The sequence below is a fragment of the Sphingomonas sp. BK235 genome (genome assembly GCF_004345855.1).
Lineage (GTDB): Bacteria > Pseudomonadota > Alphaproteobacteria > Sphingomonadales > Sphingomonadaceae > Sphingomonas.
This window is the reverse complement of sequence record NZ_SLXN01000001.1, coordinates 844,088-870,076: the sequence shown is the minus strand read 5'-3', so window position 1 is coordinate 870,076 and position 25,989 is coordinate 844,088. Positions and strand designations below refer to the sequence as shown.

The following is a 25,989-nucleotide window of genomic DNA, read 5'->3' as shown; positions in this document are numbered from 1 at the left end:
GACTTGTTCCGGGATCCACCTGTCCGCTTACCCGTCGGCCGCTGAGGTCGCGGCACGGTGGATCCCGGAACAAGTCCGGGATGACGGGAGGGTGTGGGCGGAGGTATTCTCCCCCATTACCGCTCCCCCGCATCGCCTGTTGGGCACGCTCGCATGACCGACCTCGTCCGCCGCGCCACCGCCGTCGGCCTCGTCCGCGACTGGGAAGACGCCGACGGCAACGCCCAGCGGGTCCCCGACGACGTGCTCGCCGCGATCCTCGACCGGCTCGACCCGACCCCGCCCGAGGCCCCCTTCCTCTCCGCCGATGCGGGCACCGCGATCGACCTCCCCGCCGACGCGACCGGCGCGGTCGAGCTCCACTTCGAGGACGGCGGTCGCGCCACCCCGACGCGCGATGCCAGCGGCCGCCTGCCCCCGCTCGACCGCCCCGGCTACCACCGCCTGCTGGTCGGCGAGCGCGCCTACACGCTCGCGCTCGCCCCGCGGCGCTGCCCCGAGCCGCCGCCGCGCAGCTGGGGCGCCGCGGTGCAGATCCCCGCGCTCCAGTCGCGCGCGCCGCGCGCCTTCGGCGATTCCGGCGCGCTGGTCGAGGCGGCGGAGGCGTTCGGCCGCGCCGGCGCGCACGCGCTCGCGATCAGCCCGACCCACGCGCTCTTTCCCGCCGACCCGACGCGCTTCAGCCCTTATGCGCCATCGACGCGGCTGTTCCACAACGTCCTGCTCGCCGACCCCGGCCTCATCGGCGTGCCGCTTCCCCCAGCCCCTGCGCCGGCGCTGATCGAGTGGGAGAGCGCGGCGCGCGAGCGGCTCCAGCAACTCCGCGCCGCCTATGACCTCGCCGGCGAGGCGGCGCGCTCGGCCGCGCTCGCCTTCCGCCGCCAGCGCGGTGCCGCGCTCGAGGCGCACGCGCGCTTCGACGCGCTCCACGCGCAGCTTGGCGGGCACGGCTGGCAGGACTGGCCGAGCGCGTACCAGAACCCGACCTCCGACGCAGTGATCCGCTTCGCCGCCGAGCACGCCGACGACGTCGCCTTCTACGCCTTCCTCCAGTGGCTCGCCGACCTCGGCCTCGCCACCGCGCAGCGCGCCGCGCGCGAGCGGATGCGGGTCGGGCTGATCGCGGACCTCGCGGTCGGCATGGATGGCGGCGGCAGCCACGCCTGGGGCGCGCGCGACGAGCTTCTCACCGGCCTCACCGTCGGCGCCCCGCCCGACCCGCTCGGCCCCGACGGGCAGAATTGGGGCATCACCGCGCTCGATCCCTTCGCGCTCGAGCGCACCGGCTTCCGCCCCTTCATCGAGACGCTGCGCGCGACGCTGGCGCATGCCGGCGGGATCCGCATCGACCACGCGCTCGGGCTGCAGCGGCTCTGGGTCATCCCGGCGGGCGAGAGCGCCGATCGCGGCGCCTATCTCACCATGCCCGGCGACCACCTCCGTCGCATCGTCGCGATCGAGGCGCAGCGCGCCGGCGCGCTGGTGATCGCGGAGGACCTCGGCACCGTCCCGCCCGGCTTCCGCGACGAGCTCGCGCGGCGCTGCATGCTCGGCATGCGCGTGCTGCCGTTCGAGCGCGACGCCGACGGCGGCTTCACCGATCCCGCCGGCTGGGACGAGATGACGGTCGCGATGACCGGCACGCACGACACGCCCACCGTCGCCGGCTGGTGGAAAGGCCGCGACATCGACTGGGCGTGGCGGCTCGGCCGCCGCTCGCGCCACGCCGACGCCGCCGCCGACCAGGCGCACCGCGACGTGGAACGCGCCGCCTTGTGGCGGGCGATGGGCGAGACCGGCACACCGCCCGCCGAGCCGCCGCTCGACCGCGTGCTCGCGCACGTCGCTGCCGCGCCCGCGCCGCTGGCGATCGTGCCGGTCGAGGACCTGCTCGGCGAGGAGGAGCAGCCCAACCTTCCCGGCACCGTCGACGAGCACCCCAATTGGCGCCGCCGCCTCCCCGCCCCCACCGAGCAGCTGCTCGCGCAGCGCGACGTCGCGCGCCGCACCGACCTGCTCACCGCCGAGAGACACGGATGACCCCGCGCGCCACCTATCGCTTCCAGTTCCACGAGGACTTCACCTTCGCCGACGCCGAGGCGCTCGTCCCGTACCTCGATCGGCTCGGGGTCAGCCACGTCTATGCCTCGCCGATCACGGTGGCGACGCCGGGCTCGACCCACGGCTATGACGTCACCGACCCGACGAGGATCAACCCCGAGCTCGGCGGCGAGGAGGCGTTCCGCTCGCTCGTGGCCGCGCTGCGCGCGCGCGACATGGGCGTGATCATCGACATCGTCCCCAACCACATGGGTGTCGCCGGCGGCCATAACGCCTGGTGGACCGACGTCCTCCAGCGCGGCCCCGACAGCCCGCACGCGCGCGTCTTCGACATCGACTGGCGCGAGCCGATCGTCCTGCCCGTGCTCGGCGCGCCGCTCTCGGAGGCGCTGGCCAACGGCGACATCGCGGTCGAGCGCGCCGCTGACCGCTGGGAAGTGGTCGCCTATGGTGAGCACCGCTTCCCGCTCCGCGATGAGGACCAGGACGGCGCCGAGACCAGCCCGCTCGCTCCGCTGCTCGAGCGCCAGCATTACCGGCTCGCTTACTGGCGCACCGCCAACGACCAGCTCAACTGGCGTCGCTTCTTCACCATCAACGAGCTCGCCGGCGTGCGCGCCGAGGATCCCGCAGTGTTCGAGGCGACGCACGCGCTCTATGTCCGCCTCCACGACGAGGGGCTGATCGACGGCGTCCGCGTCGACCATGTCGACGGGCTCACCGACCCGATCGGCTATTGCCACCGCCTGCGCGAGCGGCTGGGCGCCGACGCCTGGATCATCGTCGAGAAGATCCTCGGCGCGGGCGAGCCGCAGCCGGAGGGGTGGGCGATCGACGGCACCAGCGGCTACGACTTCATGGAGCAGGTCACCGCTTTGCTCCACGATCCCGCCGGCGCGGAACCGCTCGGGGCGCTGTGGGAGGAGATCAGCGGGCGCAGCGCGACCTTCGAGCCCGAGGAGTTCCAGGCGCGGCAGGACCTGCTGTCGTGGCAGTTCGCGGGCCAGCTCGACGGCTGCGTCGCCGCCTTCGCCGCGCTCGCCGCGAGCGCCCCCGGTGGCGACGGCGTCACCCCGGCCGCACTGCGCCGCGCGATCGAGCGGCTGCTGTGGGTCTTCCCCGTCTATCGCACCTACGGCACCGGCGATGCCGCCCCCGCGGGCGACGAGGCGGTGCGCGCGCGAGTTCGCACCCGCGTCGCCGAGCTGATCCCGCCGGGCGAGGCACCGATCACAGAGCTCGTCCTCGCCTGGCTCGCCGGCGACGGCCCCGGCAACGCGGCGCCCGCCGCCGAGGCGGTGCGGCGCTTCCAGCAGCTCTCCGCGCCGATCGCGGCCAAGGCGGTCGAGGACACCGCTTTCTACCGCTACGGCCGCCTGCTCTCGCGCAACGATGTCGGCTTCGACGCCGAGACCTTCGCGCTGCCCCCCGCCGCCTTCCACGCCGCGATGGACGAGCGCGCGCGCGCGGTGCCGCACGCGATGCTCACCACCGCGACGCACGACCACAAGCGCGGCGAGGACGTGCGCGCGCGGCTGGCGGCGGTGAGCGCGCGGCTCGAGGCGTGGCGGGCGTTCGCGCTGCGCTGGGTCGCGGAGGACGAGGCGGTCGATCCCGCCGACGCCTATATGCTGCTTCAGACCTTGGTCGGGGCGTGGCCAGACAATGGGCCAGACGACAGCCCCGGCGGCGACTTCGCCGAGCGCGTGAAAGGCTGGCAGCAGAAGGCGCTGCGCGAGGCCAAGCTGCGCTCGTCGTGGGAGGCGCCCGACGAGGCCTATGAGGCCGCCGCCGACGCGCTGCTCGACCGCTGGCTCGCCGACGCGGCGTTCGTGGCGGCGGTGGAGGCGCTGCTCGCCGAGCTGCGCCCGATCGCGGAGGCGAACACGCTGGCGCAGGTGCTGCTGCGCTACACGCTGCCGGGCGTGCCCGATCTCTATCAGGGGACTGAGCTGGCCGACCTGTCACTGGTCGACCCGGACAATCGCCGGCCGGTCGACTACGACCTGCGCGCGCGGCTGCTGGAGGGAGAGGCGCCGCCGAAGCTGCGGCTGATCGCCGAGCTGCTGGCGCTGCGGCGCGCGCATCCGGCGCTGTTCCGCGACGGCGATTATGCAGCGGCCGAGGTGAGCGGTGCGGGTGCCGCGCACCTGCTCGCGTTCGAACGCCGCGGCGACGGGCGCACGTTGCGCTGCGCGGTGGCGCTGCACGGGACGAGCGACTGGAGCGACACGCGCGTGCGCTTCCCCTCGGGCGAGGAGATGGCGGCGAGCGCGCTGTTCGCCGCTGGGCCAGTGACGGTCGCGGTGGTGTGAGCGGGTTCAATTGCGAAACCTAGATCCTCCCCGCTTAGCGGAGGGGACCCGCCGGAGGTTGGTGGAGGGGGCTCCCGCAGGCGCAGCGCTGCGGGGCGAGCCCCCTCCACCACCCGGCTGCGCCGGGCGGTGCCCCACCCCGTTCCAGGGAGGGCAATCGCATATAATGGTTCGTACAGCTTTCGCTCGCCCAACCCCCTCCCGTCATCCCGACTTGATCCGGGATCCATTGCGTCGCGTACGCATAAGCCGTTGGTCTCGCTGAAACATGGATCCCGGATCAAGTCCGGGATGACGGCGGGATGTGAAGCACCCGGTGCGTCACACCTCTTATGCGCTAGCCTGCCGTACCGGGGAAGATTGTGCGCCGCTGTCCTACACCGCGGTGGTCTGTCACACACGCGCCGCTCCGTCTCATCGTCACCGGCCGCGGTCGCGCCCGGCGACGCCTGTCAACTATGATCACCGCGTCGTCCGCCAAACTCAACTTTCGCGCGAACCGCGCCAGCGACTCAACATTCGCAACATTCGCGCCCGCCACCGCGGCGACCGGCTCGGCGAAAACACAGCTCCGCCGTCACTTGGCCGAGCGCGCCGTCACCGCGTGAATGTTGAGTCCCGCTTGCCTCAGTGGCTCGCCGTCTCGCCCGCGGCGCGGCGCTCGACATATTTCAGCGTCAGCTCGGCATTGTGCTCGTCGACCCAGGCCGCCATCGCCAGCTCCTCGTTGAGCGACGCCGTCAGCAGCGACACCGGCTGCTGGAAACCGCCGGCGTCCGCCAGCGTCAGCAGCGATTTGTAGCTCGCCGCCTCGAAATTCTCGAAGGCGAAGTTGGCGAAGCTGTTCTTGAGGATCTCGTCGGGCGCGAAGACGTGCGCCAGCGCCGCCATGTTGCCGGTGAACGACAGCGCCGCGTCCTTGAGCACCGAGTGAGTCTCGCCGAAGCCGGCGAGGATCTCCTCCAGCCGCTGGATCTGCTCCTCGGTCTCGGCGCGGTGCGTGCGCAGCTGCGCGGCAACCTCGGGGTAGTTGGCGAGATGGTCGAGTTGCCGGTCGATCAGCGCGAGCGCCTGATGCTCGACTCCGTGCGCGTTCTTCAACCCGGTCACGAACACCGACTGGACCACGTCATTGGAATAGCCTGGCATGCCTCTCTCCTTGCTCCCCGGATCAAGCTGGTGCAGCGCCCAATGTTCCTTTAAAAACAATGGCTTTGATGCAGGTTATCGGTTTTCGGGACGAAACCGCCGATGGCGCTGCAACCCAAGTGTCACATGTCTCGGCCATGGCGCCGCTCGGTTTTGCTTGGCGCCGCGCGCAACTCGTGCTTCGGGCTATCGGGACGGGAAACACCTTCGGGTGGGGATGGGAGTTCGATGTTCGCTTGGTTCCAGCGTCTTCTGCCGAGGACGGGCAATTTCTTCGAGATGTTCGAGGCGCACGCCGTGACCGACCTGGCGGGCGCGCGCGCGCTCGCCAAGCTGGTCGGCGGCGAGTGCGATGCGGCGGCGATGATCGCCGAGATCATCGCCCACGAGCACCGCGCTGACGAGATCACCCGCGACGTGCTCAAGACGGTGCGCTCGACCTTCCTCACGCCGTTCGACCGCGGCGCGATCGCCACGCTGATCGGCGCGCTCGACGACACGGTCGACGAGATGCAGGCCGCCGCCGCCGCGATCGACCTCTACCAGGTGCGCGAGTTCGCCCCCGAGATGCGCGAGATGGCCGCCGCCGCGGTGGAGGCGGCCGAGCTCGCGGTCGCGGCGATGCCGCTGCTGCGCGACGTCAGCCGCAACGGCCAGAAGCTGCACGACTTCACCGAGCAGTTGATCCGCATCGAGGGCCGCGCCGACGAGATGCACGCCGCCGGGCTGAAGCGCTCGCTCGGTGAGTTCGGCCGCACCGACACGCTTCGCTTCGTCGTGGAGCGCGAGTTGTACAAGCATCTCGAGCGCGTGCTCGACGCCTTCGAGGACGTCGCCGACGAGATCGATGGCATCGTCATCGACCACGCCTGAGCCGCGGCCATGCACGAGCTCGCTTTTCCGCTGCTGGTCGGCCTCATCCTGGTCGCGCTGGCGTTCGATTATCTGAACGGGCTGCACGACGCCGCCAACTCGATCGCCACCGTGGTGGCGACCCGGCTGCTGTCGCCGGTGCAGGCGGTGGTGTTCGCCGCCTTCTTCAACTTCGCCGCCTATTTCCTGACGCTGGCGGTGCCGAGCCTCCACGCCGTCGCCGAGACGATCGGCAAGGGGCTGATCGCGCAGGAGGTGGTGACCCCGGCGGTGATCTTCGGCGCGCTCGGTGGGGCGATGACGTGGAACGTCATCACCTGGCTCAAGGGCATACCCTCGTCGAGCAGCCACGCCTTGGTGGGCGGCCTGATCGGCGCCGGCGTCGCGCATGCGGGGCTGACCGGGGTGCAATGGGGCGGGCTCAACAAGACGCTGATCGCGATCGTGCTCTCGCCGACGATCGGCATGTTCCTGGCGATGCTGGTGATGCTGCTGTCGAGCTGGGCGCTGCGGCGTCGCACCGCGAATCAGGCGGAGCGCTCGTTCCGGGCGCTGCATCTGGTGTCGTCCGCCGCCTATTCGCTCAGCCACGGGCTCAACGACGCGCAGAAGACGATGGGGATCATCACCGTCCTGCTCTACTCGACCGGCTATCTGACCGGGCCGTTCGAGGTGCCGCACTGGGTCGCGATCAGCTGCTATGTCGCGATCGGGCTGGGCACGATGACGGGCGGCTGGCGGATCATCGAGACGATGGGCTCGCGCATCACGCGGCTGTCGCAGCACCAGGGGTTCAGCGCCTCGCTGGCAGGCTCGATCGTGCTGTTCGGCGCGTCCACCTTGGGGGTCCCGGTCTCGACCACGCACACGATCACGGGCTCGATCATCGGCGCGGGCGTGGCGCGGCGCGCCTCGGCGGTGCGCTGGGGCGTGGCGAAGAACGTGGTGGTGGCCTGGGTGATCACCATCCCCGCCTCCGCGGCGGTGGGCGCGCTGGTCTATTCGCTGACGCTGCTGTTCTGATCGGGGCTGTTCTGATCGGGGCGGCTCCGACCGGAGTTGTTCCGGTCGCGGCCGGCGCGGTGCCGAGCGGGACCGCGAAGCGCGATGGCGCTATGGTGGGAGCCGGAACGACCCGCGGCGAAATCGTTGTGGCTGCTTCCGTCAGGACCTGACCAGGTTGGCGACGACCACGTCCGCCCGACTCCCGCGCGCCATATGGCGGAGCCGGGCGGCGCGATCAAGCCCGCGTCAGCCGCGGACGCGGAAACACCGCTTCACCGGGCCATAATAGCTGTCCTGCCAGCGGCAGACGGTGCGCCCGCGGTCCCAGCCGCGGCCGCGGCCATAGCCGTTCCAGCCGTAGCGCCGGCCGGCACCGCGCCAGCGGCGGTCGTCGCGCCAGCGGTGGTCGCGATCCCAGCGGCGGCGGTCGTGGCGGTCCCAGCCGCGATGGCGGCCATTGTCGTGCCAGCCGCGATTGTCGCGCCAGCGCTGCGCCTCCGCCGCCGGTGCCAGCGAGGTCGCCGCGAGCACGCCGGCGAGGCCCATCATCATCCATCTCATGTGCAACACTCCTCACATGTCCCTGTGCGAGGATCATCGCCGAGTCGCGCTGCACTCATGCTGAACTTGTTGGTAATCGAACCGAAAGCTTATCCAGCGCGGGGGTCAGCACGATCTGGCAGGCGAGCCGGCTGGTGCGCCGCGCGTCCGGGGCGAGGTCGAGCATGTCCTCCTCCTCCTCGCTGGCGGGCGGCAACCGATCGAAGTCCTCGGCGGCGACGATGACGTGGCAGGTCGCGCACGCCAGCTCGCCGTTGCAGGTCCCCTCCAGCGGCTGACCGTCGCGCCGCGCCACGTCGAGCAGCCGCTCGCCGGGCACCGCCTCGACCTCGCGCACGGCGCCGCCATCGGTGAAGCACACCCTCATGCCGCGATCCGCTGCGCGCTAGCGGCGGCGTCGAGCCGGTCGAGCGCCACCGCGAGCGCATCCTCGCGCGTGTAGCGGCCGAAGCCGAGCCGGATCGTGCTGCGCGCCTCGGCCTCGCTCAGCCCGAGCGCGCGCAGCACGTGGCTGCTCCGCCCCGAGCCGCTGGCGCAGGCTGACCCGGCTGAGAAGGCAACGTCGCGCACGTCGCTCATCAGCCGCGCGACGTCGACCCCGTCGCGCCGCACGCTGAGGTTGCCGCGATAGCGCGCCTCGGTCGCGCCGTTGACCGTCCAGGCCGGGAGCCGCTCGCGGGCCACGTCCCACAGCCGCTCGACATGGTCGGCGTCAGCCCCGCGCCGCTCGGCGAGCAGCAGCGCCGCGGCGCCGAAACCGGCGCACAACGCCGGCGACAGCGTGCCCGAGCGACCGCCCTCCTGATCGCCGCCGTGGAGCAGCGGAGCGAGCGTCACGCCGTCGCGGATCCACAAGGCGCCGATCCCCTTGGGACCGTACACCTTGTGCGCCGACACCGCGACCAAGTCGGCGCCGGCGGGGATCGGCACGCGGCCGTACCCCTGCACCGCATCGCAGAGCAGCAGCGCGCCCGCGCGCTTCGCCATCGTCGCCAAAGCGTCGAACGGCTGGATCACGCCGATCTCGTTGTTGACCAGCATCGCCGCGACCAGCGCGACGCCCGGTACGATCGCGCGCTCGGCCGCGGCGAGATCGACCAGCCCGTCGGTGCCGACCGGCAATACGATCGCGTCGCCGCGCGCCGCGACGCTGTCGAGCACCGCGGCGTGTTCGGTCGCGATCGTCACCACCCGGCCGGCCGGCGCGCCCTTGATCGCCCAGTTGAGCGCCTCGGTCGCGCCGCTGGTGAACGCGACCCGCCCGCCCGCGGGCAGCAGCGCGGCGACCCGATCGCGCGCGAGCTCCACCGCCGCGCGCGCGGCGCGGCCGAAGCGGTGCGGCGAGTGCGGGTTGGCATGCTGGTCGCGCAGCCACGGCAGCATCGCCTCCAGCGCTTCGGGCGCGAGCGGCGTGGTCGCCTGATAATCGAGATAGGTCATGCCGCGAACCGCCGCGTCCGCGCCACCGCACGCCAGGCGGCGGCGAAACGCTCCACCTCCGCCGCGGTGGTGGTGCGCCCGAAGCTCACGCGCACCACCTCGCGCGCGGCCTCCTCGCCCCAGCCCATCGCGCGCAGCACGTGGCTGGGCTTGAGGCTGCCGCTGGCGCAGGCGCTGCCCGCCGACACCGCGATGCGGTCGAGGTCGAAGCGAATAAGCTGCGCCGCCGCGGCGACTCCCGGCATGCGATAGGAGCCGATCGCGGGGTGGCGCTCGGCGCCGTCGCCGACCAGCTCGCCGCCCGAGCGGCGGATCAGGTCGTCGAGCCGTGCGCGCAGCTCGGCGTGGTCGGGTTCGGGCTCGGCGAGCGCGGCGGCATAGCCGAGCGCGCCGGGCAGGTTCTCGGTCCCGGGGCGATAGCCGCGCTCCTGCCCGCCGCTGGGGTGGAGGAGCGCGAGGTCGCGCACCAGCAGCGCGCCGATGCCCGGCGGACCGCCGCGCTTGTGCGCCGACAGCGCGATCAGGTCGGCGTGCGCGGCGAGCTCGTCCGAGGCGGGCATCTGCGCCGCGTCGACGAGCAGGATGCCGCCGCGCGCGTGCACCGCCTCCGCGATCGCGGCGATCGGCTGGCGGACCCCGGTCTCGCTGTTGCACCATTGCACCGCGACCACCGCGCCCGCGACGTCGCCGATCCGCGCCGGGCCGACGCGACCGAGCGGGTCGACCGGCAGCACCTCGGCCGCCCCCGCCGCGCGCAGGGCCGCGTCATGCTCCACCGCGCTGACCACGCGCCGCCCCGCCACCGCCCGGCCCAGCGCGATCGCGAGCGACTCGCTGGCGCCGCTGGTGAACAGCGTCTCGTGCCGCCAGCCATAGGCCGCGGCCACCTGCGCGCGCGCACGCTCCAGCGCGGCGCGCGCCGCGCGGCCGGCGGCATGCGGCGACGACGGGTTGGCCCAATGCGCTAGCCCCTCGGCCACGGCCGCGCGCGCGCCGGCGGTGAGCGGCGTGGTCGCGGCGTGATCGAGATAGACCGGCGTATCCGGGCGGGTCGCATCGTCGGGGGACAAGGCTTCGGTCAACCAATCGTTCCATTATCGGGCGCGCGGCCTATATAGCGCGCTTCTCGCCGGGCCCAACGCCCCGCCTCCAGACGAGTGACCATGCCCGAAGTCATCTTCCCCGGACCCGAAGGCCGCATCGAGGGCCGCTTCGCTCCAGCCCCGCGCCCGCGCGCGCCCGTCGCGATGATCCTCCACCCGCACCCCAATGCGGGCGGCACGATGAACAACCGGATCGTGCAGGAGCTGTACAAGACCTTCCAGCGCCGCGGCTTCGCCACGCTGCGCTTCAACTTCCGCGGCGTGGGCAAGAGCCAGGGCGTGTTCGACAACGGCGTCGGCGAGCTCTCCGATGCGGCCGCGGCGCTCGACTGGGTGCAGAGCTTCCACGCCGAGGCGCAGACCACCTGGGTGGCGGGCTTCGGCTTCGGCGCGTGGATCGGGATGCAGCTGCTGATGCGCCGGCCCGAGATCCGCGGCTTCATCTCGATCGCGCCGCCCGCGAACATGTTCGACTTCAGCTTCCTGGCGCCCTGCCCCTCGTCGGGGATCATCATCCAGGGCGCCGAGGACGAGGTGGTGACCCCGCTCGCCTCGCAGAAGCTGGTCGACAAGCTGCGGACGCAGAAGCACATCACGATCCACCACGACGTGATCCCGCGCGCCAACCATTTCTTCGAGCACGAGATGGACGACCTGATGCGCTCGGTCGACACTTACCTCGACATGCGGCTGGACCCGAACTCGCCGATCAAGTGAGGTGACGGACTTCTGAAATCCTTCCCGCTCGCGGGGAGGGGGACCGCCTATGACGGCGGGACGCATCGGGTGCTTCACTTGCCGTCATCCCGGGCTCGACCCGGGATCCATCGCGCCGCGTATGCATGAGCCGTTGTTTTCGCGGAAACATGGATCCCGGGTCGAGCCCGGGATGACGGAACGGAAGGGCGAGCGGAAGCTGTCCCAACTGGGATATGCGATTGCCCTGCCGCTCGCGGGAAGGCGACCATGCACCAGCGTGGTGGAGACGGCTTTCCGCAGGCCCAGCGCTGTGGAGCGAGCCCCCTCCACCACCGGCCTGCGGACGACGCCTCCCCTTTTGCCGGGGTGGATCTGGTGGACCCGCGCGCTGTCCGACCTCAGCGTCGCGGACGTAAGCGGCACCGATCCGCCTCGTCCTCGTCTCATTCCCGCGCCTACTCAACATACGCTGCCCGCTCCAACGCGCGGCGACTCAACATTCGCAACATTTGCGCAGCGGCGCCGCGCTCACGCCACCCAGATCAAGACGTTGCCGACCAGCACCGCGGCCATCACCAGCATCAGCACGCCCTTCGGGCGATCGCGCCGCGTCGCGATCAGATAGCCCCCGCCGATCAGGCAGGCGAGCGCACCCAGCATCGCGAGCGCCGGCGCCGCCGCGGCGATGCTGCCGAACGCGGGCGTCATACCGGCTCCACCGACTCGTGCGCCGCCGCGACCGCAAGCGGTTCTCCCGCGAGGACCGCGGCATAAGCCGCCGCGTCGACGTTGCCGCCCGAGAGAATCGCGAGCGTGCCCGGCTCGGCCGCGACCTGCCCGGTCAGCAGTGCCGCCAGCGCCACCGCCCCGCCGGGCTCGATCACCAGCCGCAGCTGCGCCGCCGCCCAGCGCTGCGCCTCGCGCACCGCGCGCTCGCTCACCGCCACGCCGGTCGCGTCACGGCGCGACAGCACGTCGAAGGTCAGCGGCGAGACCTGCTTGGTCTGGAGCGAGTCGCACGCGGTCGGCGGCGGGTTGGCGCCGACCGGCTCGATCCAGCTCGCCTCGAGGCTGTGGCGCATGTCATCCCAGCCCTCTGGCTCCACGACGGTGATCGCCGCCTCTGGCAGCGCCAGCGCGATCCCCGCCGCCAGCCCGCCCCCGCCGCACGGCACCACCACACGTCGTACCGAGGGCAGGCCGAGCGACTCGATCTGCCGCGCCGCCTCGATCCCGACGCTGCCCTGCCCCTCGATCACCCACGGATCGTCGAAGCTCGGCACCAGCGTCGCACCGCGCGCCTCGGCGAGCCGCGCCGCGATCGCCTCGCGGCTCTGCGTCGCGCGGTCATAATCGACCACCTCGGCGCCGAGCGCGAGCGTCGACTCGCGCTTCGCGCGCGGCGCGTCGGCGGGCATGACGATCGTCGCGGCGATGCCGAGCCGCCGCGCCGCCCAGGCGATCCCCTGCGCGTGATTGCCCGAGGAGAACGCCACGACGCCCCTACGTCTCGCTTCGTCGTCCAGAGCGGTCAGCCGATGCCACGCGCCGCGCACCTTGAAGGCGCCGATCGGCTGCAGCGACTCGGCCTTGAACACCACGTCTACGCCGTTGATATCACGAACGAAAACCGGGGTCGGCGGAAGGATGGCGGCGACCTTGGCGGCGGCGTCGCGCACCCCCGCCCGCGTCGGTTGTCGCAGAACAGTCACATTTGAACCTTTCGTCCACCGAACCACTTTACAAGGCGATCGAGCGATCCTAATTCGCGCCTCCGCTGCCCCATGGGACTTCCAACCGCAAGGCAGCTTTTTGTCACCGTATGCCGCAAGGCAATTGGAGGTCCCTTGAGTTGCACCAGCATCATCGCGCGCTGGGGCTAGCGCCCCTCTCGACCGTTCCCGCCGATTCCGTCGCCGGGGCCATCGACATTGCCGCCCGTCATCCGGTCCAGCCGGTGACGATCGTTCGTCCGCACGCCGCGGCACGGGCCGCCCGCTTCTTTACGGAGAAGTTTCCGGGCCGGACCATGTATGCGGTCAAGGCGAATCCGAGCCCGGAGCTGCTACGGACGCTGTATGACAACGGCGTGACGACCTACGACGTCGCCTCGATCGCCGAGGTGCGTCTGGTCGCCCGCACGCTGCCGCAGGCGACCTTGTGCTTCATGCACCCGGTGAAGGCCGAGGAGGCCATCGCCGAGGCGTATTTCACGCACGGCGTCCGCACCTTCTCGCTCGACAGCATGGAAGAGCTGGCGAAGATCGTTCGTGCCACCCGCGGCGCGGCGGACCTCACGCTCTGCGTGCGGCTGCGCGTGTCGTCGGAGCATTCGAAGCTCAGCCTCGCGTCGAAGTTCGGCGTGGCGCCGGACGAGTCGCGCGAGCTGCTGCTGGCGACCCGCCAGGTGGCGGACGCGCTCGGCATCTGCTTCCACGTCGGCTCGCAGGCGATGACGCCGGACGCTTATGGCAATGCGATGGAGCGCGTGCGCCAGGCGATCGTCGGCGCGGCGGTGACGGTCGACGTCATCGACGTCGGCGGCGGTTTCCCCTCGGCCTATCCGGGGATGACCCCGCCGCCGCTGGAGCGCTATTTCGAGACGATCCACCGCGCGTTCGAGAGCCTGCCGATCAGCTATTCGGCGGAGCTCTGGGCCGAGCCGGGCCGCGCGCTCTGCGCCGAGTACAGCTCGGTGGTGGTGCGCGTGGAGCGGCGCCGCGGCGAGGAGCTGTACATCAACGACGGCGCCTATGGCGCGCTGTTCGACGCGGCGCACATCGGCTGGCGCTACCCGGTGGCGCTGCTGCGCGAGCCGGAGTCGACCGTCCGCGATCATCCGTTCAGCTTCTGGGGTCCGACCTGTGACGACCTCGACCATATGCCCGGCCCCTTCCCGCTCCCCGCGGACATCACGGTCGGCGACTATGTCGAGATCGGCATGCTGGGCGCTTATGGTTCGGCGATGCGCACCGCGTTCAACGGCTTCGGCTCGGACGAGACGGTGATCGCGACCGACGAGCCGATGGAATCGCTCTACGTCGCGGTGGAACCCGCGGTCGCGAGCAACGTCGTCAAGCTGTAACCTAACGACGACAAGGAATCGGCGGCGGCGCGCAGTGGCGTGCCGCCGTCAGATGGGTTTCCGCGTCCCCGTGAACGACGTGTACCCCAGTGGGAGCACCCCATGACCGACACCCTCGCCCCCTCGCACGACCAGGCGAAGATCAACGACACGCGCAAGGCAGAGCTGCTGTCGAAGCAGGTCAAGCACGTCGACATCAAGAGCTTCGACGCGCGACCGATCGTCGACGCGATGAGCGACATGAGCTTCACCAGCCGCGACCTCGGCCGCGCCACCAAGATCTACAACCAGATGCTGGCCGACAAGGACTGCACGGTGTGTCTGGTGATCGCGGGCTCGACCTCGGCCGGCGGCTGCATGGACCTGTACGCCGAGCTGGTGCGCAACAACATGGTCGACGTGATCGTCGCCACCGGTGCGACCATCGTCGACATGGATTTCTTCGAGGGCCTCGGCCACAAGCATTATCAGGCGCTCGAGATCCCCGACGACGACACGTTGCGCTCGCTCTACATCGACCGCATCTACGACACGTACATCGACGAGGAGGCGCTCCAGAACGTCGACCACACGATCTTCGAGATCGCCGAGTCGCTGGAGCCCAAGGCCTATTCCAGCCGCGCCTTCATCCGCGAGATGGGCAAGTATCTCGTCGAGCACGGCAAGAAGGAGAACAGCCTCGTCAAGCTCGCCTACGAGCATGACGTGCCGATCTTCTGCCCGGCGTTCGTCGACAGCTCGGCGGGCTTCGGGCTGGTCAAGCACCAGGTCGATTCGGCCAAGGCGGGCAAGCCCTATCTGATGATCGACGCGGTGGCGGACTTCCGCGAGCTCACCGAGATCAAGATCAAGGCGGGCACCACCGGCCTGCTGATGATCGGCGGCGGCGTGCCGAAGAACTTCATCCAGGACACGGTGGTCTGCGCCGAGATCCTCGGCCACGACGACGTCGCGGTGCACAAATATGCGGTGCAGATCACCGTGGCGGACGTGCGCGACGGCGCCTGCTCGTCCTCGACGCTGCAGGAGGCGGCGAGCTGGGGCAAGGTCAACACCGGGATCGAGCAGATGGTGTTCGCCGAGGCCGGCTCGGTGATGCCGCTGCTGGCGTCGGACGCCTATCACCGCGGGCTGTGGAAGGACCGCCCGACCCGCGCCTGGGCGAAGCTGTTCGCCTGAGGCGGCGCTTGGTCTGAACGGCGAGGCCCCCGTCGGAGCGATCCGGCGGGGGCCTTCTCGTGTCGGGACCGTTCAGAAAGATTGTTCACGCGGAGGCGCGGAGGCGCAGAGAGGGCAGTCCCGGCGCGACGCGCGCCTGCCCTCGATAGGGTTCCTCTCCGAGGAGACTGGGCCGTTCTTCTGCTGCCGTCATCCCGGACTTGGTCCGGGATCCACTTCGCCGCCAAGGCAACGCCTTAGAGGTATGCGGGACGCTGGATCCCGGACCAAGTCCGGGATGACGAAAGAAGTTCTCAAAAGCCTCCCGAAATCGGTTGAGGTCTCCCGATCGCCGCCGTTGAACGCCACCTCTCTGCGCCTCCGCGCCTCCGCGTGAACCATCCGACGCGACGCTCACCCGCGCTCGACGGCCGCTTGCCTACACGCTCCGCCATCCCATAGACCCGCTCACACGAACAATAGCGGCGGGAGCGGGCAGATGCGGATCGATCGACGCGGGATCATAGGCGCATCCGCCGGGCTGGCGACACTTGCCGCCGCGCCGCGCGCGCTCGCGCAGGAGGCGGCGCGCGACACCGCCTGGCCGCCCGCCGAGAACTTCCGGCTCTGGCCCAAACAGCCGCCCAGCGCGCCGCGCCGCCTGCCCACGCCCGACAACCGCATGGAAGGTTCCGCGCCGCGCCGCGAGCTGCACCTGCGCGGCGTCGCCGAGCCGGTCGTCGGCGTCTATCGCGCGGCGCAGCCCGACGGGCGCGCCTTATTGTCGATGCCCGGCGGCGGCTATCGTTTCCTCTCGGTAGAGAACGAGGGGATCAACGTCGCCAAGGTCTTCAACCCGCTCGGCGTCACCGTCTTCGTGCTGGCCTATCGCCTGCCCGGCGAGGGCTGGCTGGAGAGCGAGGACGTGCCCTTGCAGGACGCGCAGCGCGCGATGCGGCTGATCCGCGCCAATGCCGCGCGCTACGGCGTGGATCCGGCGAAGCTGGGGACGATCGGCTTCTCCGCGGGCGGGCTGCTCGCGGCCAGCCTTGCCACCGCGTCGATGGATCCAGTGTACGATCGCGTCGATGCCGCCGACGCGGGTGACGCACGCCCCGCCTTCGCCGGGCTGGTCTATCCCGTGATCACGGGCGACCGGATGCGGGTGGGTGCGCGCGCGGCGGCACGGTTCGACACGAACCGACGGGTACGTCGCGACACGCCGCCGATCTTCATCGCGCACGCGCTCGACGACACCACCGTGCCGGTGAGCGAGCCGATGGCGATGCTCACCGCGTGCCAGGCCGCGCAAGTGCCGGTGGAGGCGCATTTCTTCCAGGAGGGCGGGCACGGCTTCGGCCCGGCCTATCTGCCACCCGAGCTGCCGGGATCGCACTGGCCGCAGCTGTTCGACGCCTGGACCAAGCGGGTGCTGACGGCGGCATGATCGATCTCCCGGGCCGCGCGCCCGATCCTTGGCGCTCGCTCCCGTCAAGGACCGTCATCCCGGACTTGATCCGGGATCCATCTGGCCGCGAGCACGACCGTCGAGCCTCTTTCGACACCACGCTGCCGAGTCCCGCTCAGCCGACCACGACCTCCGCCGGTGCCGGGTGGCCGAGGAACGCGCTCGGGCTCGCCGTCAGCCCATAGGCGCCGGCGAGGAACACCGCGATCACGTCGCCCTCCGCCGCGCGCGGCAGCAGCACGCGATCACCCAGCCGATCGAGCGGGGTGCAGAGGCAGCCGACGACGCTCACCTCTTCCTCGCCTGCCGCCCCCATCCGCCCCGCCACGGCGAGCGGATAGTTGCGCCGCACCACGGTGCCGAAATTGCCCGAGGCGGCCAGCTGGTGGTGCAGCCCGCCGTCAACCACGAGGAAGGTCTCGCCGCGACTCACCTTCCTGTCGACGACGCGGGTGAGATACACCCCCGCCTCCGCCACCAGCCAGCGTCCCAGTTCGAGCGCGAAGCCGCTCTCCGCCAGCACGTCGGCACGGCGCGCCAGCGACTCCGCCAGCGCCGCGCCGACCCGCTCGACGTCGAGCGCCACGTCACCGGCGAAATAGGGTACGCCGAAGCCGCCGCCCAGATTGACCAGCGGCGGCGCGGCGCCGACCGCATCGGCCAGCCGCGCAGCGAGCGCGAGCGTCGCCGCCTGGGTCTCGATCAGCGCGCCCGCGTCGAGCGCCTGGCTCCCCGCGAAGATATGGAAGCCGCGCCACGTCGCCCCGCCCGCGATCAGCGCGCGCACCACCGCGGCGGCCTCTTCGGCGTCGATCCCGAATGGCGAGGCGCGCCCGCCCATTTTCATCCCCGAGCCGCGCAGCTCGAGGTCAGGGTTGACCCGCACCGCCGCGCGCGGCGCGATGCCGAGCCGCTCGCCGAGCGCGAGCGCGCGCCGCGCCTCCCCCGCCGACTCGATGTTGAGCGTCGCCCCCGCCGCGATCGCCGCCGCCAGCTCGTCGTCGCGCTTGCCCGGCCCGGCGAAGCTCACCGCGGCGGCGGGCTTCACCGCGAGCGCGCGTTCGAGTTCGCCGCCCGACGCGACGTCGAGCCCGTCGACCAGCGGCGCCATCGCCGCCAGCAGCGGCGCGAACGGATTGGCCTTGATCGCGTAATGCAGCCCGATCGCCGCGGGCATCGCCGCACGGAAGCGCGCCACCTGCGCCGCGACCGCGCTCAGATCGTAGACGAACAGCGGCGAGCCATGTTCTGCCACCAGCGCGGCGGCATCCGCGCCCGCGATCGTCAGCGCACCCTGCTGGTGCGCGAACGCGGGCGGCAGCGGACCCATCGGCTTCACGCGAGTTCCTCCCGCAGCGCGGCGCGGTCGAGCTTGCCGTTGGCGTTGCGCGGCAACTCGGCACGCCACACGAAGCGCGCCGGTTGCATGAAGCCGGGCAGCGCGCGCTTCAGGCGCTCGCGAAGTCCCGCCTCGGCGCTGCCGTCGCCGCGCGCGACCACCAAGATCGCCTGGCCGAGCCGCGGATCGGGTGCCCCGATCGCGACCGCCTCGCTCGTCTCGCCGCCGGCGGTCACCGCTTCCTCCACCTCCTGCGGGCTGACGCGGTTGCCCGCGGTCTTGATCATCTCGTCGGCGCGCGCGACGAAGCTGAGCAGCCCGTCGGCGCCCTCCACCACCGTGTCGCCTGACCAGACCGCCGTGCCGCCCGCGCGTGCGAAGGACGGCGCGGGGCGGAAGCGCGCCGCGGTGCGCTCCGCATCCTGCCAATAGCCCTGCGCCACCAAAGGCCCGGCATGGACCAGCTCGCCGGGCTCGTCCGTCGCGGCGCGCGTGCCGTCCGGGCGCACCACGAGCACCTCGGCGAAGGGGATGGCGCGGCCGATCGACTCGGGATGATCGTCCACCAGCGCCGGGTCGAGATAGGTCGAGCGGAACGCCTCGGTCAGCCCGTACATCGGGTAGAGACGGGCTTGGGGGAAGCGCGTGCGCAGACCGCGCACGAGCGCCGGCGTGAGCGCCCCGCCCGAGTTGGTCAGCCGTCGCAGCCGCGCCGCGGTGGCTGCCGGCCACTCCGCCTCGAGCAGCTGCACCCACAGCGGCGGTACGCCGGCGAGCGTGGTGGCGCCGACGCGCTCCACCGCCTTCACCACGTCGCGGGGCGTGAGATAGTCGAGCGGGGCGACACTGGCTCCCGCCGCCCAGCTCGAGAGCAATTGGTTCTGGCCGTAGTCGAAGCTCAGCGGCAGCACGCCGAGCACGCGATCGTCCGGGGTGAGCGCCAGGTAGTGCGCCACACTGACTGCGCCGAGCCACAGATTGGCATGGCTCAGCATCACGCCCTTGGGCCGGCCGGTCGAGCCCGAGGTGTACAGCAACGCCGCGAGCGACTCGGGATCGGCGTTGGAACGCGGCAGCGCGTCGCCCTCCCCCGCCTCGACGTGGAGCGCGCAGCCGGCGGGCAGGTCGCCGTCCTCCAGCGTGGCGGCGCGCGGGGCGTGGGTGAGCAGCAGCGCGGCACCGCTATCGGCGAGGATGTGCGCGACCTGCGCGCGCTTGAGCAGCGGGTTGACCGGCACATGGACCAGCCCCGCGCGCGCCGCCGCGAGCGGCATCCAGCATGCCTCACGCGTCTTCGGCAGCCAGGTGGCGACGCGCGCGCCGGGCGCGATCCGCTGCGCGGCGAGCCAGCCGGCGAGCCGCGCGACCGCTTCCTCCGCCGCGGCGACGCTGAGCGTGCCGGCGCGATCGACCAGCGCGGCGGCGTCGGGTGCGCCGCGCAGGACATGGTCGATCGGCAGCGGGACGGGATCGAGCGGGATCATCGGACGGTCCTTAGAGCGGATCACGCGCGGACTGTAGCGCGCGTGTGGCGGCGTGCGCGGGGCGCGAAGCTTCGCCACGGGTTCGCCGCCGCTCCGTCCCCGCTTCGCCATCGCTTCGTCATCCCGGCCTTGAGCCGGGATCCAGGGCGCCGCGTACGCCAAGGCCCGTGATTGTGCGGCACCATGGATCCCGGCTCAAGGCCGGGATGACGGAGGGTCGCGGGATGACGGCTTACCGCGGTTGGCGTCACGGAACGGCTGTGGGTCAGTGCCACCCGCACCAGGCGCGACAATCACAGGTGCGCGGGAAGACGTCGCGCCGCCCCCACGTCACGCGACCGTCTTCCCGGGCACGCAGCCTCCACCGCTGCGCGCACGCCCGCCGCCAGACGCAACCCTCAGGTTGCACTCCACCGCGTCGCCGCCTAACGCCGCGCGCATCGCCGCTCGCCGCGGCGCGAGCGAGGAGGCAGCGTGATCCCGGAAGGCATGAGTGAGGTCGAGACCACGGTGCGCGCGGTGCTCGCCGACGTACTGGCGCTGTCCCCCGAGCGGGTCGACACCTTCCGCGCCGACACGCCGCTGTTCGGCGCGCTGCCCGAGCTCGACTCGATGGCGGTGGCGGGCGTGCTCACCGAGCTGGAGGACCGGCTCGGCATCGTCATCGAGGACGACGAGGTCGACGGCGAGATGCTCGAGACGTTCGGCGCGCTGACCCGCTTCGCCACGAGCAAGGCGCTGGTCTGAGCCTTATTCCGCCGCCTCGCTGACCTCGGCGAACTCCGCCGCGGCCAGGAAGCGCTCGGCGTCGAGCGCGGCCATGCAGCCGGTGCCAGCGGCGGTGACCGCCTGGCGATACACTTTGTCCATCACGTCGCCGCACGCGAACACGCCGGGCACGCTGGTGCGCGTCGAGCCGGTCTCGACCGCGATATAGCCGTCCTCGTCGAGCGCGAGATGGCCGCGGAACAGCTCGGTCGCGGGATGGTGGCCGATCGCGACGAAGCCGCCGTCGACGTCGAGCCGCGAACGCTCGCCCGTCCGCGTGTCCTCCAGTTCGAGCGCGACGAGGCCGGCATTCCCGCCGCCGTCGACGAACTCCCGCACTTCCTTGTTCCAGAGCACCGTCACATTGGGGTGGGCGAACAGCCGCTGCTGCAGGATACGCTCGGCGCGCAACGAGTCGCGGCGGTGGATCAGCGTCACGTCGTCCGAGTGGTTGGTGAGGTACAACGCCTCCTCGACCGCGGTATTGCCGCCGCCGATCACAGCGACCTTCTTGCCGCGGTAGAAGAAGCCGTCGCAGGTGGCGCAGGCGCTGACACCCTTGCCCTTCATCGCGTCCTCGCTGTCGAGGCCGAGCCACTTGGCCTGCGCGCCGGTGGCGATCACGAGCACCTCGCCCTCATAGACGTCGCCGCCGTCGCCGGTCAGGCGGAACGGGCGGCGGGTCAGGTCGACCTCGACGATCGTGTCCCACATCAGCCGCGTGCCGACATGCTCGGCCTGCGCCTGCATCTGCTCCATCAGCCAGGGACCCTGGATCACCTCGCGGAAGCCGGGATAATTCTCGACGTCGGTGGTGGTGGTGAGCTGGCCGCCGGGCTGGATGCCCTGGACGACGATCGGCGCCATGCCGGCGCGCGCGCCGTAGATGGCCGCCGAGAGCCCGGCCGGGCCGGAACCGAGGATCAGCATGCGAGTCGTGTGCGTGGTCATGGCGGGGATGTAAGGTGCCGGTCGCGCGAAGGGAACCGCGCGTTGCGCGCGCGGCCAAGTCCTGCTTTGGTCGCGCGATGACCGACTTCTCCGCGCTCCTCCAACCCGATCGCGGCCAGCCTGCGCGGCTGCTCCACGTCGTTCACCCTGACGGCTATGACGCCTGGCTCGCCACCCAGCCGGCGCGCGCGCGCACCGCCGCGGCGGCAGCGCGCGTGACGGGCAAGGCGGGCGACCGCGCGATCCTGCCCGGCGACGGCGCCGAGGACTGGGCCGCGCTGCTGGTGTGCGACGAGGAGCCGTCGTCACCGTGGCGGATCGCCTCGCTGGGCGACACGCTGCCCGAGGGTAGCTATCGCCTCGCCGGCGAGGCTCCGCTCGGCGCCGCCGGGCTCGGCTGGCTGCTCGCGCAGCATCGCTTCACGCGCTACCGCAAGCCCGAGCCGACGCGGCCGCGCGTGCTGCTGACCCGCGATGTCGGGTCGATCGACGAGACGGTGCGCCTCGCCGCCGCGACCGCGCGCGTGCGCGACCTGGTCGACACCGGCGCGAGCGACCTCGGCCCCGCCGAGCTGGAGGCCGAGGCGGACGCGCTCGCGCAGGCGCATGGCGCCACGGTCACCGTGACCCGGGGCGACGCGCTGGCGACCGGCTATCCGATGATCCACGCGGTCGGACAGGCGGCGAGCCGCGAGCGCGCGCCGCGATTGATCGAGCTGCTGTGGGGCGATCCGGCACACCCGCGCGTGGCGCTGGTCGGCAAGGGCGTGTGCTTCGATTCGGGCGGGCTCGACATCAAGCCGTCGGCGGGCATGCGGCTGATGAAGAAGGACATGGGCGGCGCCGCGCACGCGCTGGCGCTGGCCGGGTTGGTGATGCAGGCGCGGCTCAAGGTGCGTCTGCACGTGCTGATTCCGGCGGTGGAGAATGCGATCTCGGGCAGCGCCTTCCGCCCCGGCGACGTGCTCCAGACGCGGCTCGGGCTGACGGTGGAGAACACCAACACCGATGCCGAGGGCCGGCTGATCCTGGGCGACGCGCTGGCGCGCGCGGTGGAGGATGCGCCCGACCTGCTGATCGACTTCGCCACGCTGACCGGCGCCGCGCGCGTCGCACTCGGCCCCGATCTGCCAGCGACCTTCGTGCAGGACGAGACGCTCGCGGCCGAGCTGCTCGCCGCGGGCGAGGCGGTGCGCGACCCGCTGTGGCGACTGCCGCTGTGGGGCGGCTATGACGACATGCTCAAGTCGGACGTCGCCGATCTGGTCAACGCGCCTGACGGCGGCTTCGCGGGGGCGATCACCGCGGCGCTGTTCCTGCGCCGCTTCGTGCCCGCGACCTTGCCCTGGGCGCATCTCGACACGTTCGCGTGGCGCCCGACCGCGAGGCCGGCACGCCCGCGCGGCGGCGAGGCCTATGGCCTGCGCGCCGCCTATGCCGTGCTCAAGGCGCGCTTCGGGTGAGACGGGCGGTCGCCGCGCCTCACCCGTCGCCTGTCACTTAGCCGCGCGATCCACCGCGGCACCCGCCTTGTCGGCGGTGTCGCCGACGCTCTTCGCCGCCGAGGTGATCGCGTTGTTCTTGGCGACCTCGCTGTCGTTGCGGACGAGCAGCAGATAGGCGCCGACGATCACCGCCAGCAGCACCGCCAGCCCGATCAGCACGCCACCGCCACCGCCGCGGCGCTCAATCACCGTGGTGTGCGGGGTCTGGGTCACACGGTCGTCGCTCATGGCATCCTCCTCTCACCTAAGTGAGCGGAGGAATGCGAGCGGCGAGCGCTTGTTCCCGCCGCGCAACGGTCCGACTGTCCCGCCTCAGAACGGCAGCTTGAAGCCCGGCGGCAGCGGCAGGCCGCTGGTCATCTTGGACATCTCGGTCGAGGAAACCGCGTCGGCCTTGGTGCGCGCGTCGTTGAACGCGGCGGCGACGAGATCCTCGAGCATCTGCTTCTCGGACGGCACGATCAACGAATCGTCGATCGCGACGCCGATGATCCGCCCCTTGGCGGAGGCGCGCACCTTGACCAGCCCGCCGCCAGCGACGCCCTCCACCTCGATCGTGTCGAGGCTCTCCTGCGCCTTCTGCAACTCGTTCTGGACGTTCTGGGCCATCGCCAGGATGTCGTTGAGATCCTTCACGTGATACTCCGCTTGGCTGGTTTGGGGTCGATCAGTTCGGCCTCGGGGAAGGCGGCGAACGCGGCCGCGACGATCGGGTGCGCTCGCGCGGCGTCGTGGCGGGCCTGCACTGCATCCTGCTCCGCCTCGAACATCGTCGGCGCGCCGGGCGCGTCCGCGACCGCGATCTTCCACGGCATGCCGGTCGCCTCGCGCAGCACCGCGGCGAGTTCGGTCAGCGTGTCGGTGGAGAGCGGGCGCGTGCCGCTCAGCACGATCTCGGGCGGCGCGTAGCTGACCACGCTGGCGCCCCGCTTGAGCCGGACGAGCAGCTCGAGCTTGTTGAGCTCGTCGAGCAGCGCGAGCACGCCCGCGAACTCGCTCGGCACACGATCGGCGGGCGACGGCGGCGCGGGCGGCGGCACCGGTGCGACGGCGGCGGGCGCCGGCACCGTCCCGCTCGCGAGCCGGCGCGCCAGCTCGCCCGGGTCGGGCAGCGTCGAGGCGTGGATCGCGCGCAGCAGCGCCATCTCGGCGGTCTCGATCGGCAGCGCGGCGCGCTGCACTTCCTCATGCCCCTTGAGGAACAGCTGCCACAGCCGGTGGAGCAGCGGGAACGACAGCTTGCCGGCCAAGTCGCGATAGGCGGCGCGCTCCTCGGCGGGCTGCGCCGCGTCGTCGGGTGCGCCGACCTTGACCTGTGTGACGCCGTGCACCGCCTCGAGCAGCGCGCGGATCACGCCGAGCGGATCGACGCCCAGATCGTACTGCCGGCGCAGCGCGGCGAGCGCGCCCGGCGCGTCGCCCGCCAGCACCAGCCCGAGCAGGTCGCGCACCGCGCTGCGGTCGGACAGGCCGAGCATCTCGCGCACCGCGTCGGCGCTCACCCCGCCGCCGGCGAGATCGGCGTGCGCGATCGCCTGGTCGAGGATCGACAGCCCGTCGCGCGCCGAGCCCTCCGCGGCGCGCGCGATCAGTGCCAGCGCCTCGGGCTCGGCCTGCGCGCCCTCGGCCTCGACCACGCGCGCGAAATGCTCGGCGAGCAGGGTCGCGGGGATGCGGCGCAGGTCGAAGCGCTGGCAGCGCGACAGCACGGTGACGGGCACCTTGTTCACCTCGGTGGTGGCGAACAGGAACTTCACGTGCGCGGGCGGCTCCTCGAGCGTCTTGAGCAGCCCGTTGAAGGCCGCCTTCGACAGCATGTGGACCTCGTCGACGATATAGATCTTGTAGCGCGCCGAGACCGCGGCGTAGCGCGACGCCTCGATGATCTCGCGCACGTCGTCGATGCCGGTGTGGCTCGCGGCGTCCATCTCGATCACGTCGATGTGGCGGCCCTCGGCGATGGCGCGGCACGGCTCGCACACGCCGCACGGGTCGATCGTCGGGCCGCCCTGCCCGTCCGGGCCGACGCAGTTGAGCGCCTTGGCGATCAGCCGCGCGGTCGAGGTCTTGCCGACGCCGCGCACCCCGGTGAGCAGGAAGGCGTGCGCGATACGGTCGCGCCTGATCGCGTTGGCGAGCGTCTGCACCATCGCGTCCTGGCCGATCAGCGCCGTGAACGACTGCGGGCGATATTTGCGCGCGAGCACGCGGTAGGGCTGTGCGCCCGCAGGCGGCGGCGGGGTCTCGAGATCGAGGGATTCGGCCATCGCCGCAGGATATAGGGGGGCGGGCGGCACTTGTCGAAGGATGCGCGGGAACGCCGCGCTCAGCGCAGGCAGGCGTCCAGACCGTTGCGGCGCACCACCCCGACGTAGCGCGCCAGCCGGTTGCCATGGCGCCGCACGAAGCCGCTGGGGTCGATCGCCGCGCGCTTCTTGGGCAAGGGCAGCACCGCGGCGATCCGCCCGGCCTCGATCGGGCTGAGCCGCCCCGCGCCGTGGTTGAAATAGCGGATCGCCGCCGCCTCGGCGCCATAGGTGCCGATCCCGGTCTCGGCGACATTGAGATAGACTTCCATGATCCGGCGCTTGCCCCAGATCCGCTCGATCAGCAGCGTGAACCACGCCTCCAGCGCCTTGCGGACATAGCCGCCGCCCTGCCACAGGAAGACGTTCTTGGCGGTCTGCTGGCTGATCGTCGATCCGCCGCGCATCCGCCCGCCCTCGGCGTTGTGCCGTGCCGCGCCCGCGATCGCGCCCCAGTCGAACCCGCTATGGCTGCAGAACTTGCTGTCCTCGCCCGCGATCGCCGCGCGCGCCAGATCGGGGTCGATCGAGCCGAGCGCGCGCCAGGATTTGGTCACCCCCCGCCCCGCGACAAGATCGCCCGCCATCGTCAGCGTGAACGGCACCGGCACCGCGGCGTAGAGCAGCACCCAGACGACCGACACCAGCACGAAGCCGAGGACGAGCTTGAGGACGAGGCCGAGAAGACGAAACATCGCCGCTAGGTAGCCGCCGACCGC

24 protein-coding genes and 1 other RNA gene are annotated in these 25,989 nt (G+C 71.7%); 10 read left to right on the top strand and 15 right to left on the bottom strand.

Annotated features, from left to right (window positions below):
• The first annotated feature begins 153 nt into the window (after nucleotides 1-153).
• Nucleotides 154-2,040, top strand: coding sequence for a 4-alpha-glucanotransferase (malQ, locus tag EV292_RS04020; RefSeq protein ID WP_132907850.1), 1,887 nt, complete (start codon nucleotides 154-156; stop codon nucleotides 2,038-2,040).
• Nucleotides 2,037-4,376, top strand: coding sequence for a malto-oligosyltrehalose synthase (treY, locus tag EV292_RS04015; protein WP_132907849.1), 2,340 nt, complete (start codon nucleotides 2,037-2,039; stop codon nucleotides 4,374-4,376). Before malQ ends, treY begins: the two co-directional genes overlap by 4 nt.
• 627 nt (nucleotides 4,377-5,003) lie before the next feature.
• Here treY and EV292_RS04010 read toward each other — a convergent pair.
• The gene (locus EV292_RS04010) at nucleotides 5,004-5,525 is read right to left on the bottom strand and encodes a ferritin-like domain-containing protein (RefSeq protein WP_132907848.1); all 522 of its coding nucleotides are present in this window, start codon (nucleotides 5,523-5,525) and stop codon (nucleotides 5,004-5,006) included.
• Nucleotides 5,526-5,753: 228 nt separating this feature from the next.
• Here EV292_RS04010 and EV292_RS04005 point away from each other — a divergent pair, with 228 nt between their 5' ends.
• Nucleotides 5,754-6,398: a DUF47 family protein gene (locus EV292_RS04005; RefSeq protein WP_132907847.1), complete on the top strand. Its 645-nt coding sequence runs from the start codon at nucleotides 5,754-5,756 to the stop codon at nucleotides 6,396-6,398.
• A 9-nt stretch (nucleotides 6,399-6,407) separates the two neighbouring features.
• Entirely contained in the window at nucleotides 6,408-7,421 is a 1,014-nt protein-coding gene (locus tag EV292_RS04000) for an inorganic phosphate transporter (protein ID WP_132907846.1), read from the top strand.
• Between the two features lie 91 nt (nucleotides 7,422-7,512).
• Here EV292_RS04000 and ffs read toward each other — a convergent pair.
• From ffs to EV292_RS03975, 5 genes are all read right to left on the bottom strand, one after another.
• An RNA gene (gene ffs / locus EV292_RS03995) (signal recognition particle sRNA small type) lies at nucleotides 7,513-7,610 on the bottom strand.
• A gap of 39 nt (nucleotides 7,611-7,649) precedes the next feature.
• The gene (locus EV292_RS22880; RefSeq protein ID WP_207913329.1) at nucleotides 7,650-7,964 is read right to left on the bottom strand and encodes a hypothetical protein; all 315 of its coding nucleotides are present in this window, start codon (nucleotides 7,962-7,964) and stop codon (nucleotides 7,650-7,652) included.
• 55 nt (nucleotides 7,965-8,019) lie between these two features.
• Complete coding sequence (locus tag EV292_RS03985; RefSeq protein WP_132907845.1) at nucleotides 8,020-8,331, bottom strand: 2Fe-2S iron-sulfur cluster-binding protein; 312 nt, start codon at nucleotides 8,329-8,331, stop codon at nucleotides 8,020-8,022.
• Nucleotides 8,328-9,404 carry a cysteine desulfurase family protein gene (locus EV292_RS03980; protein WP_132907844.1) on the bottom strand — a complete coding sequence of 359 codons (1,077 nt, stop codon included), beginning with the start codon at nucleotides 9,402-9,404 and terminating at the stop codon, nucleotides 8,328-8,330. The genes EV292_RS03985 and EV292_RS03980 overlap by 4 nt, the downstream gene beginning before the upstream one ends.
• Nucleotides 9,401-10,486, bottom strand: a complete 1,086-nt coding sequence (locus tag EV292_RS03975) for an aminotransferase class V-fold PLP-dependent enzyme (RefSeq protein WP_243693586.1) — start codon at nucleotides 10,484-10,486, stop codon at nucleotides 9,401-9,403. The genes EV292_RS03980 and EV292_RS03975 overlap by 4 nt, the downstream gene beginning before the upstream one ends.
• Before the next feature lie 81 nt (nucleotides 10,487-10,567).
• On the opposite strand from EV292_RS03975, the gene EV292_RS03970 reads away from it, so the two are divergent.
• Entirely contained in the window at nucleotides 10,568-11,224 is a 657-nt protein-coding gene (locus tag EV292_RS03970; protein ID WP_132907843.1) for an alpha/beta hydrolase, read from the top strand.
• 510 nt (nucleotides 11,225-11,734) lie between these two features.
• Here the strand turns inward: EV292_RS03970 and EV292_RS03965 are convergent.
• Both EV292_RS03965 and EV292_RS03960 read right to left on the bottom strand, forming a co-directional pair.
• Nucleotides 11,735-11,914, bottom strand: coding sequence for a hypothetical protein (locus tag EV292_RS03965; protein ID WP_132907842.1), 180 nt, complete (start codon nucleotides 11,912-11,914; stop codon nucleotides 11,735-11,737).
• Nucleotides 11,911-12,918, bottom strand: coding sequence for a threonine/serine dehydratase (locus EV292_RS03960; protein WP_207913328.1), 1,008 nt, complete (start codon nucleotides 12,916-12,918; stop codon nucleotides 11,911-11,913). The genes EV292_RS03965 and EV292_RS03960 overlap by 4 nt, the downstream gene beginning before the upstream one ends.
• Before the next feature lie 140 nt (nucleotides 12,919-13,058).
• Between EV292_RS03960 and EV292_RS03955 the strand changes: the two genes are divergently transcribed.
• From EV292_RS03955 to EV292_RS03945, 3 genes are all read left to right on the top strand, one after another.
• Nucleotides 13,059-14,291, top strand: a complete 1,233-nt coding sequence (locus tag EV292_RS03955) for a type III PLP-dependent enzyme (protein ID WP_132907841.1) — start codon at nucleotides 13,059-13,061, stop codon at nucleotides 14,289-14,291.
• Between the two features lie 102 nt (nucleotides 14,292-14,393).
• Nucleotides 14,394-15,470 (top strand): deoxyhypusine synthase, encoded by a 1,077-nt coding sequence (locus tag EV292_RS03950; protein ID WP_132907840.1) that lies wholly within the window; start codon nucleotides 14,394-14,396, stop codon nucleotides 15,468-15,470.
• Nucleotides 15,471-15,948: 478 nt separating this feature from the next.
• Nucleotides 15,949-16,896 carry an alpha/beta hydrolase gene (locus EV292_RS03945; RefSeq protein ID WP_132907839.1) on the top strand — a complete coding sequence of 316 codons (948 nt, stop codon included), beginning with the start codon at nucleotides 15,949-15,951 and terminating at the stop codon, nucleotides 16,894-16,896.
• Nucleotides 16,897-17,032: 136 nt separating this feature from the next.
• Here EV292_RS03945 and EV292_RS03940 read toward each other — a convergent pair whose 3' ends face one another.
• Nucleotides 17,033-18,256: a pyridoxal-dependent decarboxylase, exosortase A system-associated gene (locus EV292_RS03940; RefSeq protein ID WP_243693585.1), complete on the bottom strand. Its 1,224-nt coding sequence runs from the start codon at nucleotides 18,254-18,256 to the stop codon at nucleotides 17,033-17,035.
• A complete protein-coding gene (locus tag EV292_RS03935; RefSeq protein ID WP_132907838.1) occupies nucleotides 18,253-19,740 on the bottom strand; it encodes an AMP-binding protein in 1,488 nt (495 codons plus the stop codon). The genes EV292_RS03940 and EV292_RS03935 overlap by 4 nt, the downstream gene beginning before the upstream one ends.
• 489 nt (nucleotides 19,741-20,229) lie before the next feature.
• Here EV292_RS03935 and EV292_RS03930 point away from each other — a divergent pair, with 489 nt between their 5' ends.
• Nucleotides 20,230-20,487 (top strand): acyl carrier protein, encoded by a 258-nt coding sequence (locus EV292_RS03930; RefSeq protein ID WP_207913358.1) that lies wholly within the window; start codon nucleotides 20,230-20,232, stop codon nucleotides 20,485-20,487.
• Nucleotides 20,488-20,490: 3 nt separating this feature from the next.
• On the opposite strand, the gene trxB is transcribed toward EV292_RS03930, so the two are convergent.
• Nucleotides 20,491-21,459, bottom strand: a complete 969-nt coding sequence (trxB, locus tag EV292_RS03925; protein ID WP_132907836.1) for a thioredoxin-disulfide reductase — start codon at nucleotides 21,457-21,459, stop codon at nucleotides 20,491-20,493.
• 77 nt (nucleotides 21,460-21,536) lie between these two features.
• On the opposite strand from trxB, the gene EV292_RS03920 reads away from it, so the two are divergent.
• On the top strand, nucleotides 21,537-22,922 hold the full coding sequence (locus EV292_RS03920; RefSeq protein ID WP_132907835.1) for a leucyl aminopeptidase family protein: 1,386 nt from the start codon (nucleotides 21,537-21,539) through the stop codon (nucleotides 22,920-22,922).
• Between the two features lie 33 nt (nucleotides 22,923-22,955).
• Here the strand turns inward: EV292_RS03920 and EV292_RS03915 are convergent, their stop codons facing one another.
• The 4 genes from EV292_RS03915 to mtgA all read right to left on the bottom strand — a co-directional run bounded on the left by EV292_RS03915 (nucleotide 22,956) and on the right by mtgA (nucleotide 25,965).
• Entirely contained in the window at nucleotides 22,956-23,192 is a 237-nt protein-coding gene (locus tag EV292_RS03915; RefSeq protein ID WP_132907834.1) for a hypothetical protein, read from the bottom strand.
• A gap of 84 nt (nucleotides 23,193-23,276) precedes the next feature.
• Nucleotides 23,277-23,600 carry a YbaB/EbfC family nucleoid-associated protein gene (locus EV292_RS03910; protein ID WP_132907833.1) on the bottom strand — a complete coding sequence of 108 codons (324 nt, stop codon included), beginning with the start codon at nucleotides 23,598-23,600 and terminating at the stop codon, nucleotides 23,277-23,279.
• Nucleotides 23,597-25,231: a DNA polymerase III subunit gamma/tau gene (locus EV292_RS03905; RefSeq protein ID WP_132907832.1), complete on the bottom strand. Its 1,635-nt coding sequence runs from the start codon at nucleotides 25,229-25,231 to the stop codon at nucleotides 23,597-23,599. Before EV292_RS03905 ends, EV292_RS03910 begins: the two co-directional genes overlap by 4 nt.
• A gap of 59 nt (nucleotides 25,232-25,290) precedes the next feature.
• Nucleotides 25,291-25,965 carry a monofunctional biosynthetic peptidoglycan transglycosylase gene (mtgA, locus tag EV292_RS03900; RefSeq protein ID WP_132907831.1) on the bottom strand — a complete coding sequence of 225 codons (675 nt, stop codon included), beginning with the start codon at nucleotides 25,963-25,965 and terminating at the stop codon, nucleotides 25,291-25,293.
• Between the last annotated feature and the right edge of the window lie 24 nt (nucleotides 25,966-25,989).

What these genes read in the sequence shown, in the direction of transcription:
- malQ (WP_132907850.1), top strand. Translation starts at nt 154, where the DNA reads ATGACCGACCTCGTCCGCCGCGCCACCGCCGTCGGCCTCGTCCGCGAC.
- treY (WP_132907849.1), top strand. Translation starts at nt 2,037, where the DNA reads ATGACCCCGCGCGCCACCTATCGCTTCCAGTTCCACGAGGACTTCACC.
- EV292_RS04010 (WP_132907848.1), bottom strand. Translation starts at nt 5,525, where the DNA reads ATGCCAGGCTATTCCAATGACGTGGTCCAGTCGGTGTTCGTGACCGGG.
- EV292_RS04005 (WP_132907847.1), top strand. Translation starts at nt 5,754, where the DNA reads ATGTTCGCTTGGTTCCAGCGTCTTCTGCCGAGGACGGGCAATTTCTTC.
- EV292_RS04000 (WP_132907846.1), top strand. Translation starts at nt 6,408, where the DNA reads ATGCACGAGCTCGCTTTTCCGCTGCTGGTCGGCCTCATCCTGGTCGCG.
- EV292_RS22880 (WP_207913329.1), bottom strand. Translation starts at nt 7,964, where the DNA reads ATGAGATGGATGATGATGGGCCTCGCCGGCGTGCTCGCGGCGACCTCG.
- EV292_RS03985 (WP_132907845.1), bottom strand. Translation starts at nt 8,331, where the DNA reads ATGAGGGTGTGCTTCACCGATGGCGGCGCCGTGCGCGAGGTCGAGGCG.
- EV292_RS03980 (WP_132907844.1), bottom strand. Translation starts at nt 9,404, where the DNA reads ATGACCTATCTCGATTATCAGGCGACCACGCCGCTCGCGCCCGAAGCG.
- EV292_RS03970 (WP_132907843.1), top strand. Translation starts at nt 10,568, where the DNA reads ATGCCCGAAGTCATCTTCCCCGGACCCGAAGGCCGCATCGAGGGCCGC.
- EV292_RS03965 (WP_132907842.1), bottom strand. Translation starts at nt 11,914, where the DNA reads ATGACGCCCGCGTTCGGCAGCATCGCCGCGGCGGCGCCGGCGCTCGCG.
- EV292_RS03950 (WP_132907840.1), top strand. Translation starts at nt 14,394, where the DNA reads ATGACCGACACCCTCGCCCCCTCGCACGACCAGGCGAAGATCAACGAC.
- EV292_RS03945 (WP_132907839.1), top strand. Translation starts at nt 15,949, where the DNA reads ATGCGGATCGATCGACGCGGGATCATAGGCGCATCCGCCGGGCTGGCG.
- EV292_RS03935 (WP_132907838.1), bottom strand. Translation starts at nt 19,740, where the DNA reads ATGATCCCGCTCGATCCCGTCCCGCTGCCGATCGACCATGTCCTGCGC.
- EV292_RS03930 (WP_207913358.1), top strand. Translation starts at nt 20,230, where the DNA reads ATGAGTGAGGTCGAGACCACGGTGCGCGCGGTGCTCGCCGACGTACTG.
- trxB (WP_132907836.1), bottom strand. Translation starts at nt 21,459, where the DNA reads ATGACCACGCACACGACTCGCATGCTGATCCTCGGTTCCGGCCCGGCC.
- EV292_RS03920 (WP_132907835.1), top strand. Translation starts at nt 21,537, where the DNA reads ATGACCGACTTCTCCGCGCTCCTCCAACCCGATCGCGGCCAGCCTGCG.
- EV292_RS03915 (WP_132907834.1), bottom strand. Translation starts at nt 23,192, where the DNA reads ATGAGCGACGACCGTGTGACCCAGACCCCGCACACCACGGTGATTGAG.
- EV292_RS03905 (WP_132907832.1), bottom strand. Translation starts at nt 25,231, where the DNA reads ATGGCCGAATCCCTCGATCTCGAGACCCCGCCGCCGCCTGCGGGCGCA.
- mtgA (WP_132907831.1), bottom strand. Translation starts at nt 25,965, where the DNA reads ATGTTTCGTCTTCTCGGCCTCGTCCTCAAGCTCGTCCTCGGCTTCGTG.